Below are 17,981 nucleotides of genomic sequence, written 5' to 3' on the forward strand. Positions count from 1 at the left end.
GCTAATTATCCGTAAATCACCAAAAATTTGACAAAATAACTATGAATCAACTTGAAAATAATAAAGCAGTTCCTAAATCCCGGCCGACACAAAATAAACAAAACTTATAGGTAAGCGCAAGAATTTAGAAACTGCTTTTTATACAACTTTATATATGTTTTTTACTTATTTAGATAAATACTCATCAATAGCACTGGCTGCCTGTTTACCGGCCCCCATAGCCAAGATAACGGTGGCTGCCCCGGTTACGGCATCACCGCCGGCAAAAACGCCTTCTCTGGTGGTAGCACCTTTTTCATCGGCAATAATACCACCCCACGACTCCGTATCAAGCCCTTTAGTGGTAGAGCGAATCAACGGGTTCGGATTCGTTCCAAGGGACATAATGACGGTATCACAAGGAATAACGAATTCAGAGCCTTCAATTTCCTTAGGACGACGACGGCCGGATGCATCCGGTTCGCCCAATTCCATTTTGACACATTTAACACCGGTTACCCAGCCTTTATCATCATGAAGAATTTCAACCGGATTGGTCAATAAATTGAACTCAACCCCTTCTTCCTTAGCGTGATGAACTTCTTCGGCACGAGCTGGGATTTCATCTTCACTGCGGCGATACACAATCTTAGATTCCGATCCTAAACGAAGGGCTGTACGAGCGGCGTCCATGGCTACGTTGCCGGCCCCGACTGTTACGCACACTTTGCCGATGGCAATTGGTGTGTCGTAGCTGTCATCATAAGATTTCATAAGGTTCGCACGGGTCAAAAATTCGTTCGCCGATAATACGCCGTTCGACGATTCGCCCGGAATGTGCATAAATTTAGGCAGACCGGCGCCGGAACCGATAAATACGGCTTTGAAATCTTCTTTATCCATCAAATGATCGATGGTTACGGTACGACCGATAATAACGTCGGTTTCAAACTTAACGCCTAAATTCTTAATGTTTTCCACTTCTTTATTTACAATGCGATCTTTAGGCAGGCGGAATTCAGGAATACCGTATGCCAAAACGCCGCCTAATTTATGTAAAGATTCAAATACCGTTACGTCATAGCCTTTTTTGGCCAAATCACCGGCGCAGCTTAGACCGGCCGGTCCGGAACCGATAACAGCTACTTTAATGCCTTTAGGTGCTTCTTTTTCACCAAAAACAACACCGTTGGCAAGGTTTGTATCAGCTACAAAGCGTTCCAATTTGCCGATGGCCACCGCTTCATTACGAATACCCATTACACAAGCGCCTTCACATTGTTCTTCCTGCGGACAAACACGACCGCAAATAGCCGGTAAGGCACTTTGCTGCGCAATAATACGACCCGCTTCTTCAATATCGCCGGCTTTTAACGCTTGGATAAAGCCCGGAATATTAATGTGAACCGGACAGGCTTCAACACAGCGCGGTACTTTACAATTCAAGCAACGCTGTGCTTCCAGCATGGCTTCTGTCTGACTGTAACCGTAGCAAACCTCTTCAAAGTTCGTCGCCCGTTCCTTAGGATCCTGTTCGCGTACCGGAATGCGTTTAGCCTTATCTGTAAGTTCCGTCGTTTCCGCACTTTCTTCCGAACGGCACGTACAGTCAGGATTTGGCATAGCTTTATCCATTTCACGAATTAATTTACGCCCTTCTTCCGTCTTGTACATGGTCTGACGCTGCATAGCATTGTCAAAATCTACCAAGTAACCGTCAAATTCAGGACCGTCAACGCAAGTAAATTTCACTTCATTACCGATAGTAACACGGCAAGCACCGCACATGCCGGTACCGTCAACCATGATGGAGTTCAAGGATACTACGATTGGGATGTTCAATTCTTTAGCCGCAATGGTAACAAATTTCATCATAATCATCGGACCGATGGCAACGATATGGTTATATTCTTTACCTTTTTCGATTAAATCTTTCATACAAGCCACTACATTACCATGGAAGCCTGTGGAACCATCATCGGTGGCCAGATACAAATTCCCCGCTACGGAGCGCATTTGTTCTTCATAAATAATTAAATCTTTGTTACGGGCCCCAATGATAACATCGGCGGAGCAGCCGCGAGATTTTAAATATTTAACTTGCGGGTATACCGGCGCCGTACCGACACCGCCGCACAAGAATAAAATCTTTTTCTCTTTCAATTCTTCGTCGGACATTTCCGCCAAATCGGTCGGATTCCCTAATGGTCCTACGAAGTCTGTCAAAAAGTCGCCTTCTTCCAATTTGGCAAGTTTTTGTGTGGAGTCACCCAATGTTTGGAAAACAATGCTCACAGTACCTTCTTCGCGATCATAATCGGTAATAGTGAGCGGTACACGTTCACCGTATTCGCCGTGTTTTACGATTACAAACTGCCCCGGTAATGCCGACTCCGCTAAACGTGGGGCTAAGATATCATACTGGTACATATTAGCATGTAAAATGATTTTTCTTACGATTTTAAACAAGAGAACTCACTCCTTTATGGACCTAAATACCTGTGACCGGTTTTAATATGCGGCTGCGACCTCGTAGTCGAGCCTCAACTCCCTACACCGATCCTGTTACCTAACACTATAGATTCTACCAATCTTACATGATTATTGTGCTTATCATAATACTTATTTTACACTCTAAAGAGTAATATTTAAAATTACATTTTTGCATATTTAGTCCGGAAGTTGTTAAAAATACCTAAAAAAACAGAGCGATTTAATAAAAAACCGCTCTGTTCATTTACTTTTAAAGTTTATCATCACTTTGAAATGGCACAAAATCACATGCCATCAAGTTTCAAGTAAAACTATAGGCTATGATTTATTCACGGCTTATAAATTTACTTTTTGTAATAAACTTTGTTCTTTGGCATCAATAGCTTCTTCGATAGCTGCCATTTTTTGATTTAAATCGGCAACGAAAGCTTCGTCTTTGATGCTGCCTAAATTAATTTTTACATTTAAGAACGCACTATGTACAGCTGTTCTGGCATTTATCGTAGCTACGGCACCGTCAGTAACCGCATTTTGATTGCCCTTTACGATAACAGCTTCAGCGAGTGGCAATAATTCATTCGCCAATTCACCGATATGATACGGCACCAAAGCAGCCCCTTTGGTAGCTTCCTGAATAGCCGCGGAACGAGCTTTTTTGTCTTCGTCCGTTTCTTTCGGCAATTTGAAAGCCGCCATAATTTTATTGAAGGCTGCACTGTCTTCATCAATGTATGCCAAGAAGCGAGCTTTCATTTCATGAGCTTTTGCCTCAATGTCTTTCATTTCGGCTTCTACAGCGGCATATTTTTCTTTACCGATGGTAAGCGCTGCCACCATTTCGATTAAAGCCGCACCGGCTGCGCCGTTAAGGGCCGCAATGCTGCCACCACCCGGAGCCGGCGAATCGGAACCTGTTTCATTGATAAATGCTTCTACGGATAAAGCTTTTAATTCCATGTGTTTCCTCCCAATTAAGTTCAGTATGCATGAATTTTTGCAAGCTGATTTTAGAATAAGCCGGTGATTTTGCCGTCCTCATCGATATCCATATTGAGGGCTGCCGGTTTCTTCGGTAAGCCCGGCATAACCATGATATTGCTGGTCTGGCAAACGATAAAGCCCGCACCGTTAGCTATACGCACGTCTTGTACGGTAATATTAAAGTCTTTAGGTGCGCCCAATAAGGCCGGATTATCGCTCAAAGAATATTGTGTTTTGGCGATACAAACCGGTAGTTTATCGAGACCCCAGTCTTCCAACTGTTTAATTTGTTTTTTAGCATTGGCTGTAAATTCAACGCCGTCGCCGCCGTAAATTTTCTGCACAATTTTCGTCAATTTTTCCGGAATGCTTTCTTCCTTATCGTACATAGTGGTAGGTTTGAAGTCGGTACCTTCTACCATAGTTGCAATCTGTTTAGCCATATCGATACCGCCGTCGCCGCCTTTTTCCCAACATTCGTTAAGGCTTACGTCTACGCCGTAGCTATCACATTTCTGTAATAACTTCTCAATTTCGGCCGGTGTATCTGACGAGAATTTATTAATGGCTACCAATACCGGTAAACCGAAAGCTCGGATGTTTTCAACCTGTTTAGCAAGGTTTACAAAACCGGCATTAACTGCTTCTACATTTTCTTCGTTTAAGTCAGCTTTTTTAACACCGCCATGCATTTTGAGCGCACGAATAGTGGCTACGATAACAACGGCATGAGGGAATAAATTGCCGTATGGGCATTTGATGTCGAGGAACTTTTCAGCCCCGAGATCGGCACCGAATCCGGCTTCCGTAATTACGATATCGCCCAATTTAAGAGCCATTTTAGTTGCTAAAATGGAGTTACAACCGTGAGCAATGTTAGCAAACGGACCGCCATGTACGATGGCCGGCGTATGTTCCAAAGTCTGCACCAAGTTTGGTTTAATGGCGTCTTTCATGAGCATAGCCATGGCGCCTTCACAACCGAGCTGATGTACATAAACCGGTTGATCATCATAGGTACTGCCGATAACGATACGGCCAAAACGTTCTTTTAAATCCTGAAGACTTGTTGCCAAGCATAATGCAGCCATTATTTCGGAGGCTACGGTAATCATGAAATGGTCTTCACGCGGGAAGCCGCATACTTTGCCGCCCATCCCCACAACAACGTTGCGAAGAGCACGGTCATTCATATCCATAACACGTTTCCAGCTGATTTGACGCAGATCAATGTTTAATTCATTACCTTGATGTACATGATTGTCAATCATAGCGGATAATAAATTATTAGCTGCCGTAATGGCATGCATATCACCGGTAAAATGAAGATTAATATCATCCATCGGTACTACTTGAGCGTATCCGCCGCCGGCAGCACCGCCTTTAATACCGAATACCGGTCCCAAAGAAGGTTCGCGCAAAGCAACTACAGTTTTTTTGCCGATTTTGTTTAAAGCTTGTGCCAAACCGATGCTGGTAGTGGATTTACCTTCGCCTGCCGGAGTTGGCGTAATGGCAGTTACAAGAACTAATTTACCATCCGGTTTATCTTCCAAACGTTTTAATACGTCGAGGGAAATTTTAGCTTTATAATGACCATATTGTTCCAATTCTTGTGGCAAAATGCCGCATTCTTCGGCAATTTTGGTAATCGGTTCCATCTGATTGGCTTGCGCAATTTCAATATCGCTGAACATAAATGCACCTCCTGTAGGGCTGTTAATCTTTGATAAATAACTTTATACCCTTTAATTTACACTAAATATGGACTTTTTTCAACTCTCATTGCACAGCGATACGCAATTTAATCGTTGTAAATCATGGAAGCTATATTAGTCTAACAATTGTTTTTCTAAAATTTGGTTCATGTCAAAGTTTTCAACTTGTAAATAGTATTCAGCGGCCATCATTAAAGCTGCCATAGGTACGGTACCAATGATTTCGCTACCTACGATAGATACGCCATAACGTTTGGCTTCCATTTTAATCATTTCAAACGCTTGATATACGGAGGATTTATGGTAGTTAACAAGGTTCATGGAAACTTGTACCTGATTGCGTTCTTCAAGCATAACGCCCATAGCTTTGACATAGCGTAAACCGCCGCCGATGTGACGAATTTTCTTGGCAATAGCGTCAGCTACGGCAAGATCGCTGGTATTTAAGTTAACATTAAAGGCTACCAAAGATACACGAGCGCCAACGGCGGAGCAGCCGGATTTTTCATTCATTTCGGCAGGACCATAATCAGGTTTCCAGTTAGGGTCTTTAATTTTGTCGAAGAAGCCTTCATATTGCCCTTTACGAACGGAGGCTAAGTTACGGCGATCTTCTTTAGTGCAGGCATCTTCATAAAGATAAACCGGAATCCCCATTTCACCATAGGCTTTACCGACTTTATTGGCAATTTCCACACATTCTTCCATGGTTACTTCGGAAATCGGTGTAAACGGAACAACGTCAACGGCGCCAAAACGCGGATGAGCCCCTTCATGAGTACGCATGTCGATGAGTTCAATCGCTACTTTCGCCATATTGATGGCTGCTTCGGTTACCGCTTCAGGGGAACCGATTAAGGTAACTACGGAACGATTGTGATCGGCATCACTGGAATAATCAAGAATCTTCAAGTCTTTAATTTTACGTGCTTCATCAACGATTTTTTCAACTTTTGCCTTATCGCGACCTTCACTAAAATTTGGAACGAATTCTACTAACTTAGCCATATGATTGCCTCCATTCAAAAAATACAACTTATTCCTCACATATATTTCCCGTACATATATTAGGAATGTTAAATTTATACGTCTAATATACATCAAGAATAACCAAAAAAACATCTAATTTTCAAATTTTGAAAAAAGTTTTGATTTTTGACAGTTTTTAGACGTAACTGACTTATATTGTATGTAGCGAATAGATGAGAACGCTTAGGAGGCGCTATGGAAATTACAGCGATTAGTCGTAAAGACGCCACCACATCGAATTGGTCCGGTGGTTCTACAACTGAGTTTTATATTTATCCTCCGCAAAGCTCTTATAGCCAGAGAGATTTTGCCATTCGGATAAGTTCCGCTACAGTTGATGTTGAATCGTCTGAATTTACTTTGCTTCCGGGCTATCAACGTCTAATTACTCCGCTAAACAATCAGTTATACCTATCTTTTAAAGAAACAGCAGAAACATACCTATTAAAACCGTACGAAGTAGCTTACTTCGATGGTGCTTATCACACCTACTCCAAGGGGAAAGCAACAGATTTTAATGTTATGTTCCAACAAGGAATGAAGGTTAACTACTCTGTGTTAACTTCTTCTTCTCAACTTAATCCTCTCGAACATAGCTTCCTCTATGTTCCAAATTTACCTTTTGATCCCTCTGCCAAGGCTCAAATAGGTAACCTCCAAATACAACCGGACACACTTTATGTCTTGTCCGCTTGCACGGAGTCGATTCCTTTATTCCTTGAGGATCCTGCTGTCACCCTACTCTTCGTTAATGTATCCTCTTAGGATAGTTTTTTCAAACTTTAGTAATATATCCTCTCAGGATAGTCTATACAAACTTCATCTTCTTCACAAAACGGCAAAAGCCCTGAGTCTCCACACTTAGGGCTTTTGTTATGCTATTTTTACAGTGTAAATTCCTATAAAAATTGTATAACATGCTCAAGTCATGTATAATAAAGTAATCAAGTACATTCTCACCGGTACATTGTCCGCATAGTGCGAATCATCCAAGGAGGTTTGTTATGTATTCTTTATCAGACACTAATTATCACAATTGTATCTCCTATCAAAAAGGCAAAGGCGCCGTCGAAGAACAGCTTACTATCTCTGACGAAGTGGCCTATAAGCTTTTTATTGAAAACAAGCGTATAACAACGCTCATTGCCTCACCGCATGATTTTCGCGATTTAATCATCGGCTATTGCCTCATGGAAGGTCATATCAGCCAATTAGAGGATATTGCTCACATCGCCATGGATTCAGATTCCCATCGCATCGATGTAACCTTAAACCACAATACAGCCTATTATAATGAATCGGCCCCGGTCATTCCGCCGGCAGCCAAAGCCAATTTAACGGTCAGTGCCGATGAAATTTGTAATTACGGTGGTCTCCTCGATTCCATCACGAAAGCGCATCATACGTCGCACGGCGTTCATGAAGGGGCCCTCGTAAAAGACGGTAAGGTGGTAGCCTATGCGGAAGATGTAGGCCGTCACAATGTACTGGACCGCCTCTTAGGCATTATAACCACCCAAAAGATTGATACATCCGACAAAATTTTAATCTTCAGCGGCCGTGTGCCCCAGTCGGTGATAAAGAAAGTGCATCGCATTGGCGTACCGATTTTCTGTTCCCGTGCCATGCCGACGGAACTAGGAATCGAATTGGCCCAAAAATATAACATTACCCTCTGTAATGTGTTGCGCCCCGATTCCTTTAAATGTATTACCCATCCGGAACGGATTAAAGGACTTCTGTAGAACTAATAAAGTATGTCCTATACCCTTAAATTAATCTATGCTTCCTAGTACTAAATTTTGTCCTATAAGCCTATAACCCTTATAAACCTTAATTCTTAGCAATAAAAACTAAACGGCTCTCCTGTATAGTCGCCTCACAGCGTACTTTACAAGAGAGCCGTTTTTAGCCTTATTACATAATTCTCAGTATAGCAAAAATACAACAAAATATAAGAAAATGCAGTTATGCCGAATGCTCCTGTTTATGTAAAAGCCATGCCTTTAATGTTTCGTCGTTCATCAAAGTCAAGGCCTTCTTCGGACAGCCTTTGACGCAAGCCGGTGTGCCCGCCTTCGTATCAACGCATAAATCGCATTTAGTAGCCACTACCCGACCGTCTGCTACTGGTGCCATACGGACGGCGCCGAACGGACAAGCCAATACGCACTCGCGACAACCGATGCAAAGGCTTTCATCAATGAATATCATCTTATCATCCCGTTTGCTGATAGCCCCTACCGGACAGGCGGCCATACAGGATGCATTGTCACATTGCTTGCAGTGAACCGCCGCTTTCAGTTCCGGCTGACGATAGGTCTTGCAACGAGCCCTTTGCAATGGGTCATTGAGTTTCACTTCCGTCATCTTTAAATCGTAATGGGACATGATGCATTGTCGTTCACACATGCCGCAACCGATGCAAAGATTCACATCACAGTAGACAAACTGATTCATACTTGTCCCTCCTTTACAGCCCAGGCATTTAATGCTGTTTGGAGATTTTTCTTATCCACCGCGTTCTGCACACTGTCGATTTCGTAAAATGTCAACGCGTCAGTCGGACAATGGCTGACACAGGCCGGGACGCCCTCTTCCGTATTGGCACAAAGGTCACATTTATTGGCCACTACCCGCACCGTACCTTCATCGACTACCGATTTCATTTGAATAGCCCCGAACGGGCAAGCCATAGTGCATTGTTTACAGCCAATGCATCGTTCTTCGTGAAGTAGTATACTGTCAGTGCCTTTTTCCAAAGCCCCTACGGGACACACTTTGACACACGGCGCATTTTCACACTGATGACACTGCACCGTCATCGTCTTAGTTTTCGTTTTTACCACATGAATGCGCGGATAAAAATCTTCGCTCTCAGGATCGGTCGTAAAAATACCGTTACCGCGATGAGCTACTACACAGGCTACCATGCAAGTACGGCAGCCTATACAAAATAAAGGATTTCCTTTTACAAATCGATTCATACGTTGGCACCTGCCTTTTCTATCCCCATTTTTGACCGAATCAATGCATATTGTGATTGTACATACGCTTCCGCCTCAGCCTGGTCATCCAGTTTTTCAACGCGACAGGCACAATATTTATATTCCGGCGTTTTACTCTTAGGGTCAAGCGCTGTATTCGTCAATTCATTGCAAGCACCAATCCACCACTGATAGGTCATATAGGTCGAACCCGGTTTAACCCGTTCCGTCGGCAAGCAGCGTGTGATGAGACTGCCGCGCCGTGAACGAACCCGAACCAAATCTCCTTGCGCCATCCCAAGTTCTTCACAGTCTTTAGGATTCATGGCTACCCAGCCCGGTTCATCTTCCAGTTTTGCCAACATGCGGCAGTTGCCTGTCATAGTCCGAGCCGAGTAATGACCAACTTCTCGAACAGTACAGAAGGACATTGGATATTCTGCATCCACTTCTTCTTTCACCGGCTCATAATCGGTGAAAAGCAAATTCCCACGACCGTCCTCGGTAGCAAAATGACCACCTTCATGAAGGAACATGGTACCTTTATCGTCCATGCTTTCATCATAACAAGGCCACTGTACGCCGCCCAAGGCGTCGATTTTTTCATAAGTAGCACCGGTGAATTTAGGCGATAACTTACGCATTTCATCCCAAATTTCCTGCGTGTTGTTGTAATGCATCGGATAGCCCATAGCCGTTGCCAGAAGGCTCTGAATTTCCCAGTCAGGTTTTACCCCTTCAGGCGGCTCAATCACCTTTCGCACCCGCTGAAAACCTCGGTCACAGCAGGTATAAATGGCGTCATGTTCACCCCACGCCGTAGCCGGGAAAAGAACATCCGCATATTCCGACGTGCGATTCATAAAGATATCCTGCACGATAACTAAATCTATCTGTTTTAAGGTTTCACGAATTTCTTCCAAATTAGGGTCCGATTGGGCCGGATCTTCGCCGAGAATATAGTAGGCATGAATCCGCTTCTTAGGATCCGCTTCACCAAGCACATAATCCGGTACTTGCGTCAATTTAATACCCGGTTTGGACGGTAAGGAAACACCCCAGGCTTTTTCAAATTTAGCGCGTACCGCATCATCCGTCACCGACTGATACCCCGGATAAACATCCGGCAAAATGCCCATATCGCAGGTGCCTTGTACGTTATTCTGACCACGCACCGGACCTACTCCCGTCGCATAATGACCGTAATTGCCCGTTAAAAGTGCCAAGTTGGAACAAGCCGCCACACTATCAACGCCTTGAGAGAACTGAGTAATCCCCATGCCCCAAAGAATAACGGAATGTTTCGACGATGCGTAAAGCCTTGCTGCCTCACGAATAGCGGACGCACTGACGCCGATTTCAGCGGCTACCGCTTCCGGTGCATATTTGGCAAGCTTAGGCACAAACTCTTCATAGCCGTTCACATGTGCCTTGATAAATTCATCATCCGTCAGATGCTCATCAATTATCGTATAGGCCAACGCATTGAGGAGCAACAAATTGGTGCCCCCTTTTTGCTGCAAATGAATATCCGCAATACGAGCCGTTTCCGAAATTTGAGGATCCGCACAAATAATCTTCGCCCCTTTAGCTTTCGCTTTAATAATGCGGCGAGCCACAATCGGATGGGATGTTGCTCCATTATATCCAATATTGAAAATAACCTCCGCATCTTCAATTTCAGGCACGCTGACTGACATGGCCCCTTCACCGATGGAGGCTTTCAATCCGGCTACGGAGGCAGCGTGACAAATGCGGGCACAATGATCTACATTATTAGTGCCCACTACGGCACGCATAAATTTTTGCGTAATATAGCCTGCTTCATTCCCCGGACCACGAGCCGAACCGGCCCCCATCACGGCATCGGGACCATACTCTTTAATAATAGCTTTGAGTCGTTCGGCTGTATAAGCAATGGCCTCATCCCAACTAACCGGTTCCAACGGGCTGCCTTTACCACCTTTACGAATCATAGGACTCGTAATACGCCGCGTCAAAAGCTGAGGGTCATTCAGGTAATCCCAACCGTAAAAACCCTTTAAACAAAGGCGCCCCTCGTTGGTACGACCCGGAGCGCCTTTTGCAGAAATTATGCGGTTAGCCTTTTTATCGACAGTAAATTCTATCTGGCAACCGGAACCGCAATACGAACAAACCGAAACAACTTTTTCATACGTAGTTTGCATAGTATAGCCTCTCATTCACTTGAATTCCCTAATACGTCTAAACTAATACGTCTAAACTAACAAGTCAACAAAAGTTGCTGATACATCTAAATTCTATATCGTAATTGCAAATTCCTTTTTTCAATTATGCTTATTTCACATAATTAATTATTTACATAATTCAATTATTCAATTTTACCTTTTTCCCATAAACCATTACTTAAATCGGCTACGATTTGTTTGTAACGTTCATCGGATAAATCATATAATTTCCAAAGAATTAAAGCGGCCAAACCGAGAGCCACCCCCGGATACAAAGTCATAGCTGCTTTAATACCGGTCAAGGTCATTTCGCTTTGAATCGCGTTGGCTACATAACCGGTTAAGCTTAAAATAAGAGCACTTACGAGCGCTGCCATAGCCTGCGCAATTTTACGAGAGAAGTTGAAAGCCGCATAGGTTGTGCCTTCTTTACGAATCCCGTTGTGCCATTCGCTGTAGTCGATTACGTCAGATACCAAAGCCCAAGTAATACCGTTTGGAATAGCGAGAGCTACATAACCAATCGTAACTAATAAGATAAAAGAATACACATTGGTAGGAATGAAGAAATTCAACATATTAGCAGCACAACCAATGACTAAACCACCGATAGCTGTGCGTTTTTTACCAAATTTGGCTACCAATTTAGGAATCATCAAAATACCCACAACAGAGCACCCCATCATGATGCCGTTAACTACCGGCTGTAAGGCGATGTTGCCTAAGTTATATTGACAGAAGAACACCATCATCGCATTGTTCGTATTCATAGCTGAAATTGTAAATAAAGTCATCAAAATCAAGCAAAAGAGTGGTTTATTGGTGAAAACAACTTTTACATAATCTTTGAAGCTTACTTTGCTTTCCGCTTTCGTATTACGTTTTACCGGCACATGTTCTTTCGTTGTCCAGTAGCAGATAGCAAACCCCAACACGCCGATAATAGACATAACAATCGCGGCAATGAGATAACCGTGTTGCGGTGAGTCAAACATCAATACAATCGGAATAAAAGCGACACCCGTAATGAGCTGGGCCCCGATGGAACCGGCCTGACGTGTTGTAGCGAGTTGACTGCGATCTTCTACATCGCGTGTCATAACACTGGCCAAAGAAGCATACGGGATATTTGTAAAAGAGTATACAAGACCCCAGGCCATATAGGCACCGTAAGCAAATAAGATTTTACCGCCCATATCAAGATCCGGCATCATAAAGGTAACTACTGTCAAAATAGCCAAAATAATACTGGAAATCAGCATAACCGGACGGAATTTACCGCGGCTGCCGATATTTTTACGCCGGTCAATACTGGCCCCCGCAATCGGATCCATAAAGGCATCAAAGATTTTGGTGAAGGCAAAAATACCACCTACTACACCGGCCGGAATCATGCAAACATCAATCCAGAATTTTGTTAAATAGGCTTGACCAAGGTCAAACATGAATCCGTTACCGAAATCGCCGAACCCATAGCCGATTTTTTCACTCCATTTCAATTTAGGTGTAGCCCCTGTGCCATTAGCGGTCACTTCGGCATTTACACCATTTGTCATTACATCTGTTACGTCGGCTCCAACGGCCGGCGTGGCTACACTCATTGTGTCCATTTGAACTGCTTTCGTACTCGTACTCATGGAAATCCCTCCATAGGGTATGCTTTATAGAACCTCTACCTATAAAGTTACACCATCTTTAAAAATAGCCAATTCACTTTTGTCCAAAGCTTCAGCTCTAACATGAGTGCGACCCGAAGCCACGTCCAAAATATACTGTAGGAATCTATCACCCAATGATTCCATCGTTTCACCGGTTAATAAAGTACCGGCGTTAAAGTCTATCCAATTTTTCTTAAAGTTTGCCAATTTCGAGTTGCTGGCGATTTTCACGGTTGGTACCGGTGAAGCAAACGGTGTGCCTCGGCCGGTAGTAAATAATACCATTTGTGCCCCGGCGGCCGCTAATGCGTTAGCCGCTACCAAATCGTTCCCCGGCGCCTGTAATAAGTTAAGGCCTTTGTGATGAACCCGTTCACCATAAGCCAATACATCTTCCACGATGGCATCGCCCGCTTTTTGTACGCATCCCAGTGATTTATCCTCCAAAGTGGTTATGCCGCCCGCTTTATTGCCGGGTGATGGATTTTCATCAATTTCTTCGCCGTAACTCTTGAAATATGTTTTAAAATTATTAATTAATTGTACGGTCTTTTCAAAAACTTCTTTATTACGACAGCGATTCATCAATATGGTTTCAGCGCCGAACATTTCCGGCACTTCCGTCAAAATCGAGGTCCCCCCCGCTTCAATAATGCGGTTGGATAAATCACCTACCAAAGGATTCGCTGTAATGCCGGAGAAACCGTCGGACCCGCCGCATTTAAGACCGATAGTCAAAGCCGATGCGGGACAAGTCGTTCTGGTAAAACGGTTGGCATAGGCAACCAAATCTTCTAAAAGTTCCATGCCGGTTTCGATTTCATCTTCTACAGCCTGGCAAGTCATAAATTTTACACGGTCCGGATCGTAATCGCCGATAACTTCTTTTAAGAGTGAAATCTGATTGTTTTCACAACCTAGACCTACCACTAATACGGCTCCGGCATTCGGATTGTGCACAAGCCCGCTTAAAATGCGCTGCGTATGAAGCTGATCATCACCCAATTGTGAGCAGCCGTGTGGATGCGCATAGGCATAAATACCGTCCACATTTTCCTGTGGGAACTCTTTAGCCATGCGTTCCAACGTTTTGACAATCCCGTTAACACAGCCTACGGTGGGGATAATCCAAACCTCATTGCGGATGCCTACCGAGCCGTCATCACGCTTATAACCTTCAAAGGTATAGGTTGATTCTTTTGTCCCCATAACTTCGGTCATTGCACCGTTAACTGCTGTGTCATTAGAAGCTCCTATATTTTCTACCGATTCTGTCACTTTAGCCACCGGTTCATAGGTATAATCGAGGAGCTCTCCTAAATTACTTTGTACATTATGGGAATGTACCCAATCACCGGCTTTTATTGCTGTTTTCGCACGGCCTATGGGATAACCGTACTTCACAATATTCACACCTTCCGGTATATCCTGTAAGGCAATCTTATGCCCCATAGGAATATCCGAAGAAGTAGTTACTGTTATACCCTGAACGGTGAGCTCGGTGCCCTTTGCTAAGGGCACCACCGCTACCGCCACATTGTCACTGCCATGTATGCGCAATGCCTTGGTAATCACTTCTTCTGTCGGCAAATTTGTATCATTAACTGCCATATTTTACTCCTATTATAGTAAGCGACTTAACTTTCTTTGCCAAGAGCCGCAATATAAGCACCGATGCCATCTTTTTCAATAGCTTCCAAGGTTGCCGTAACGGCATCTGTAAGGCCTTCGATTTTAGTCAAATCTTCGCCCCAGAAATCTTCACGGCCCAACAAAGTAATGGCATAATCTGTTGTACTCAAAGCTGCGGCTTTAGCAACTACTTGTAATTTATCCGCATCATCATGAATTTCATACGTATTGTCACCGCGATGACCGATTAAGCAGCCATTCCCCGGTTCCGTCGTACGATAGAAAGCGAGTAAAGCGGCTAAGGAATAGGTCAGCCATTTTGGCAATTTGCCATTGGCAGTAACATAATCTTTGAAGGTTGGCAATACGCGAGCACGCCATTTGGAGATGGAGTTCAAAGAAATAGAGAGCAAAGCGTGTTGCACGAACGGATTTTCAAAACGTCCGAACACTTCTTTGGCAAAACCGGCTGCTTTTTCACGTGGCATATGCACAGTTGGCACAATTTCATCGAATACAGATTGTTCCAGCTGCGTTCTGATGGCATCATCGGCCATACACTGATTTACATAGTCGAACCCGGCGAGATAAGCACCTAATACCATGGAAGTGTGAGCGCCGTTCAAGATACGAACTTTGCGTTCTTTGTATACTTCAAGTTGATTGGTAAATTCTACTTCTAATTTATCGGAGGATAAAGGAAGTTTCGGTGCTACCGCTTCGTCGCCGATAACCCATAAACCAAATGGTTCAGCTACATCGAGGAGTTCATCCTTATAGCCTAACACTTCTTCATATTCAGCACCTTTGCCATGAGGATAACCGGTTACGATACGGTCTACCAAAGTCCCTACAAAACGACAATGGCTGTTCACCCAGTTTTTAAATTCTTCCGGCAATTGCCATAAATCGATGAACTGCATCACACATTTTTCGAGAGCTTCACCATTTTTTTCAATAAGTTCAACCGGTAACATGATCAAACCTTTAGTGGCATCCCCTTTGAAAAAAGTGAAACGTTCGTATAAGAATTTAGTCAATTTGCCCGGGAATGTGATTGGCGGACAGCTTTCAAACTTATCGGTTGCGTCATACACGATGCCCGCTTCCGTCGTATTGGATACTACGAATTCCAATTCTTCGGTGTGTGCCAATTCCATGAAGTCCTTGTAATCTTCGAAGGCGCAAATTACTTTTTCAATACAAGTAATCGGTCTGTTTTCTTCATATACGGCACCGTTTTTCTTACCGCGTAAGCAAACAGTATATACATTATTCTGTTGGTCAAAACGCTGACGTACTTCGCAGCCTTTAATCGGTACGATGACGGCTACATTACTGTTGAAAACTCCTTTTTCATTGGCAACATCAATAGCATAATCTACAAATGCTCGTAAAAAATTCCCTTCGCCAAATTGCATAACTCTTAGTGGCCGTTTTGCTACGGCATGCAGTTCTTGAATCGATTTCATCACAATCTCCTTATACCGGGCCATTTACTTCTAACTTAGGTCACCCTCTAACCTGAATTACTTCGAGTATAATTACCTGTCGCACTTAAGTTACCCTCTAACCTAAGTTTTACGTAAAGTGTTAATTACACTTCAAAGTTGAAGTAAGCAGCTACGTTGTTATAACAAATATCTTCTACAATCGAACCTAATGTTTCAATATCATTAGGGTATTCACCGTTTTCTACTAATTTGCCAAGCCAGTTACATAAAATACGACGATAGTATTCATGACGAGCATAGGATAAGAAAGAGCGGGAGTCCGTAAGCATACCTAAAATATTGCCTACGATGGATAAATCAGCGATAGATGTTAACTGAGTTTCCATGCCGTGTTTCGTATCGTTGAACCACCAAGCCGCGCCTTGCTGAACTTTACCGCGAACACCGGCATCTTGGTAACAACCGATGATGGTGCCGATTAAGGCATTATCGTTTGGATTACCGGAGTAAATAACCGTTTTTGGCAAAATACCTTTTGTCTGTAAACCATCCAAGAAGGCTACGAGACCTTGAGCACAGTTACCTTCAGCAATGGAGTCAAAACCGGTATCCGGACCCATTTGTTTGAAAAGTGGTGTATTGTTGTCACGAAGGGTTGCATAGTGAAGTTGCATACCCCAGCCTAAACGGCTGTATTCAGCGGCCAATACTTCAAAAATAGCTGTTTTGTACATTTCATCTTCTGCGTCAGAAACGACTTCACCGCGTAAAGCTTTTTGGAAAATCGTTTCTACCGTTGCTTCATCAGCTTCACGCCAGAACATGTATTTCAAAGCGTGATCAGATGCACGGCAACCCATTTCATGGAAGAAAGCAATACGTTTTTTGAGTGCTTCTTTTACATCAGCTACAGACTGAATCATAATCCCTGCAGCATCCCCTAAAGTTGTAATATATTCGGCAAAACCTTCTTTTTGCGGAGCCAATACTTTATCCGGACGCATAGCCGGTACGACTTTAGCACTGCATAAACCATCTTTTTTGATCTTCGCATGCCATTCCAAAGAATCAGCCGGATCGTCGGTTGTACAAATAACGGCTACGTTGGATTTTTTAATAATCCCCTGCACTGTCATATCGTCGTCTTGTAAACGGGCATTACAAGCTTCGAAGATGTCTTTGGCTGTCCGCTCTGTCAACGGAGTCGTGATACCGAAATAACGTTGCAATTCTAAATGACTCCAATGATACAACGGATTGCCGATAGCTCTTGGCAATGCTTTGGCATATTCTAAAAATTTAGTGTAATCGTCTGATTCATTGCCGGTGATTTTATTTTCCGGAGTTCCGTTGGAACGAATGAGACGCCATTTGTAATGATCACCGCCAAGCCATGCTTCCGTAATGCTCTTGAAGCGATGATTTTCTGCAATTTCTTGCGGTGAAATATGGCAGTGATAATCAATAATCGGCATTTTTGCTGCATATTGATGATATAAAACCTTAGCTGTTTCAGTTTCCAATAAAAAGTCTTCATCCATAAACTGTTTCATAGTTGTCATCTCCTATACCTAAAAAGAGCGCCATGGAATAAATTGTAAGCGCTTATATTTTAAAGTAAAACAAACCGTTAAAGGGGAAAACATAGTCAAAGATATTAAAGGTACAGTTGATAACTTAGAAGTTATCCGGTTATTTTACTTGTAAGTTAACGGAATCATTCAAATACCACAAATTAATTTACGTCATTTTATTACGTCATTTAAATCTTCTAAATCAATTTGAATCATATAGTTCCTCAGTCAACTATTAAGTGATTGCTAGTCAGAAATCTTTTAGA

The 17,981-nt window shown here is 43.2% G+C and carries 13 protein-coding genes; 2 read left to right on the forward strand and 11 right to left on the reverse strand.

All coding sequences use genetic code 11. The features are described 5' to 3' along the window. Window positions 1-165 precede the first annotated feature (165 nt). The 4 genes from EO124_RS06855 to ftcD all read right to left on the reverse strand — a co-directional run bounded on the left by EO124_RS06855 (window position 166) and on the right by ftcD (window position 6,179). Window positions 166-2,448 carry a bifunctional dihydroorotate dehydrogenase B NAD binding subunit/NADPH-dependent glutamate synthase gene (locus EO124_RS06855; RefSeq protein WP_127058897.1) on the reverse strand — a complete coding sequence of 761 codons (2,283 nt, stop codon included), beginning with the start codon at window positions 2,446-2,448 and terminating at the stop codon, window positions 166-168. A 360-nt stretch (window positions 2,449-2,808) separates the two neighbouring features. Further along, on the reverse strand, window positions 2,809-3,429 hold the full coding sequence (locus EO124_RS06860; protein ID WP_127058898.1) for a cyclodeaminase/cyclohydrolase family protein: 621 nt from the start codon (window positions 3,427-3,429) through the stop codon (window positions 2,809-2,811). A gap of 50 nt (window positions 3,430-3,479) precedes the next feature. After that, window positions 3,480-5,150, reverse strand: a complete 1,671-nt coding sequence (locus EO124_RS06865; protein ID WP_127058899.1) for a formate--tetrahydrofolate ligase — start codon at window positions 5,148-5,150, stop codon at window positions 3,480-3,482. 135 nt (window positions 5,151-5,285) lie between these two features. Next, entirely contained in the window at window positions 5,286-6,179 is an 894-nt protein-coding gene (gene ftcD, locus EO124_RS06870; RefSeq protein ID WP_127058900.1) for a glutamate formimidoyltransferase, read from the reverse strand. A 216-nt stretch (window positions 6,180-6,395) separates the two neighbouring features. On the opposite strand from ftcD, the gene EO124_RS06875 reads away from it, so the two are divergent. Further along, window positions 6,396-6,965: a HutD family protein gene (locus EO124_RS06875; protein WP_021842538.1), complete on the forward strand. Its 570-nt coding sequence runs from the start codon at window positions 6,396-6,398 to the stop codon at window positions 6,963-6,965. A gap of 239 nt (window positions 6,966-7,204) precedes the next feature. Then, complete coding sequence (locus EO124_RS06880; RefSeq protein WP_127058901.1) at window positions 7,205-7,945, forward strand: formate dehydrogenase accessory sulfurtransferase FdhD; 741 nt, start codon at window positions 7,205-7,207, stop codon at window positions 7,943-7,945. 223 nt (window positions 7,946-8,168) lie between these two features. Here EO124_RS06880 and EO124_RS06885 read toward each other — a convergent pair whose 3' ends face one another. The 7 genes from EO124_RS06885 to uxaC all read right to left on the reverse strand — a co-directional run bounded on the left by EO124_RS06885 (window position 8,169) and on the right by uxaC (window position 17,694). After that, window positions 8,169-8,660 (reverse strand): 4Fe-4S dicluster domain-containing protein, encoded by a 492-nt coding sequence (locus tag EO124_RS06885; RefSeq protein WP_127058902.1) that lies wholly within the window; start codon window positions 8,658-8,660, stop codon window positions 8,169-8,171. Further along, complete coding sequence (locus tag EO124_RS06890; protein WP_127058903.1) at window positions 8,657-9,187, reverse strand: 4Fe-4S dicluster domain-containing protein; 531 nt, start codon at window positions 9,185-9,187, stop codon at window positions 8,657-8,659. Before EO124_RS06890 ends, EO124_RS06885 begins: the two co-directional genes overlap by 4 nt. Beyond that, a complete protein-coding gene (gene fdhF, locus EO124_RS06895) occupies window positions 9,184-11,376 on the reverse strand; it encodes a formate dehydrogenase subunit alpha (protein WP_127058904.1) in 2,193 nt (730 codons plus the stop codon). The genes EO124_RS06890 and fdhF overlap by 4 nt, the downstream gene beginning before the upstream one ends. Window positions 11,377-11,540: 164 nt before the next feature. Beyond that, window positions 11,541-13,034 (reverse strand): glycoside-pentoside-hexuronide (GPH):cation symporter, encoded by a 1,494-nt coding sequence (locus EO124_RS06900; RefSeq protein ID WP_241230685.1) that lies wholly within the window; start codon window positions 13,032-13,034, stop codon window positions 11,541-11,543. A 39-nt stretch (window positions 13,035-13,073) separates the two neighbouring features. Beyond that, on the reverse strand, window positions 13,074-14,666 hold the full coding sequence (locus tag EO124_RS06905; RefSeq protein WP_127058905.1) for a UxaA family hydrolase: 1,593 nt from the start codon (window positions 14,664-14,666) through the stop codon (window positions 13,074-13,076). 26 nt (window positions 14,667-14,692) lie between these two features. After that, entirely contained in the window at window positions 14,693-16,159 is a 1,467-nt protein-coding gene (locus tag EO124_RS06910; RefSeq protein ID WP_127058906.1) for a tagaturonate reductase, read from the reverse strand. Window positions 16,160-16,284: 125 nt separating this feature from the next. Beyond that, complete coding sequence (uxaC, locus tag EO124_RS06915; RefSeq protein ID WP_127058907.1) at window positions 16,285-17,694, reverse strand: glucuronate isomerase; 1,410 nt, start codon at window positions 17,692-17,694, stop codon at window positions 16,285-16,287. Between the last annotated feature and the right edge of the window lie 287 nt (window positions 17,695-17,981).

Origin of the sequence: Veillonella ratti (assembly GCF_003992115.1) — a bacterium.
Taxonomy (GTDB): Bacteria; Bacillota; Negativicutes; order Veillonellales; family Veillonellaceae; genus Veillonella_A; species Veillonella_A ratti.

What these genes read in the sequence shown, in the direction of transcription:
- uxaC (WP_127058907.1), bottom strand. Translation starts at nt 17,694, where the DNA reads ATGAAACAGTTTATGGATGAAGACTTTTTATTGGAAACTGAAACAGCT.
- EO124_RS06885 (WP_127058902.1), bottom strand. Translation starts at nt 8,660, where the DNA reads ATGAATCAGTTTGTCTACTGTGATGTGAATCTTTGCATCGGTTGCGGC.
- EO124_RS06880 (WP_127058901.1), top strand. Translation starts at nt 7,205, where the DNA reads ATGTATTCTTTATCAGACACTAATTATCACAATTGTATCTCCTATCAA.
- EO124_RS06905 (WP_127058905.1), bottom strand. Translation starts at nt 14,666, where the DNA reads ATGGCAGTTAATGATACAAATTTGCCGACAGAAGAAGTGATTACCAAG.
- ftcD (WP_127058900.1), bottom strand. Translation starts at nt 6,179, where the DNA reads ATGGCTAAGTTAGTAGAATTCGTTCCAAATTTTAGTGAAGGTCGCGAT.
- EO124_RS06900 (WP_241230685.1), bottom strand. Translation starts at nt 13,034, where the DNA reads ATGAGTACGAGTACGAAAGCAGTTCAAATGGACACAATGAGTGTAGCC.
- fdhF (WP_127058904.1), bottom strand. Translation starts at nt 11,376, where the DNA reads ATGCAAACTACGTATGAAAAAGTTGTTTCGGTTTGTTCGTATTGCGGT.
- EO124_RS06875 (WP_021842538.1), top strand. Translation starts at nt 6,396, where the DNA reads ATGGAAATTACAGCGATTAGTCGTAAAGACGCCACCACATCGAATTGG.
- EO124_RS06860 (WP_127058898.1), bottom strand. Translation starts at nt 3,429, where the DNA reads ATGGAATTAAAAGCTTTATCCGTAGAAGCATTTATCAATGAAACAGGT.
- EO124_RS06890 (WP_127058903.1), bottom strand. Translation starts at nt 9,187, where the DNA reads ATGAATCGATTTGTAAAAGGAAATCCTTTATTTTGTATAGGCTGCCGT.
- EO124_RS06865 (WP_127058899.1), bottom strand. Translation starts at nt 5,150, where the DNA reads ATGTTCAGCGATATTGAAATTGCGCAAGCCAATCAGATGGAACCGATT.
- EO124_RS06910 (WP_127058906.1), bottom strand. Translation starts at nt 16,159, where the DNA reads ATGAAATCGATTCAAGAACTGCATGCCGTAGCAAAACGGCCACTAAGA.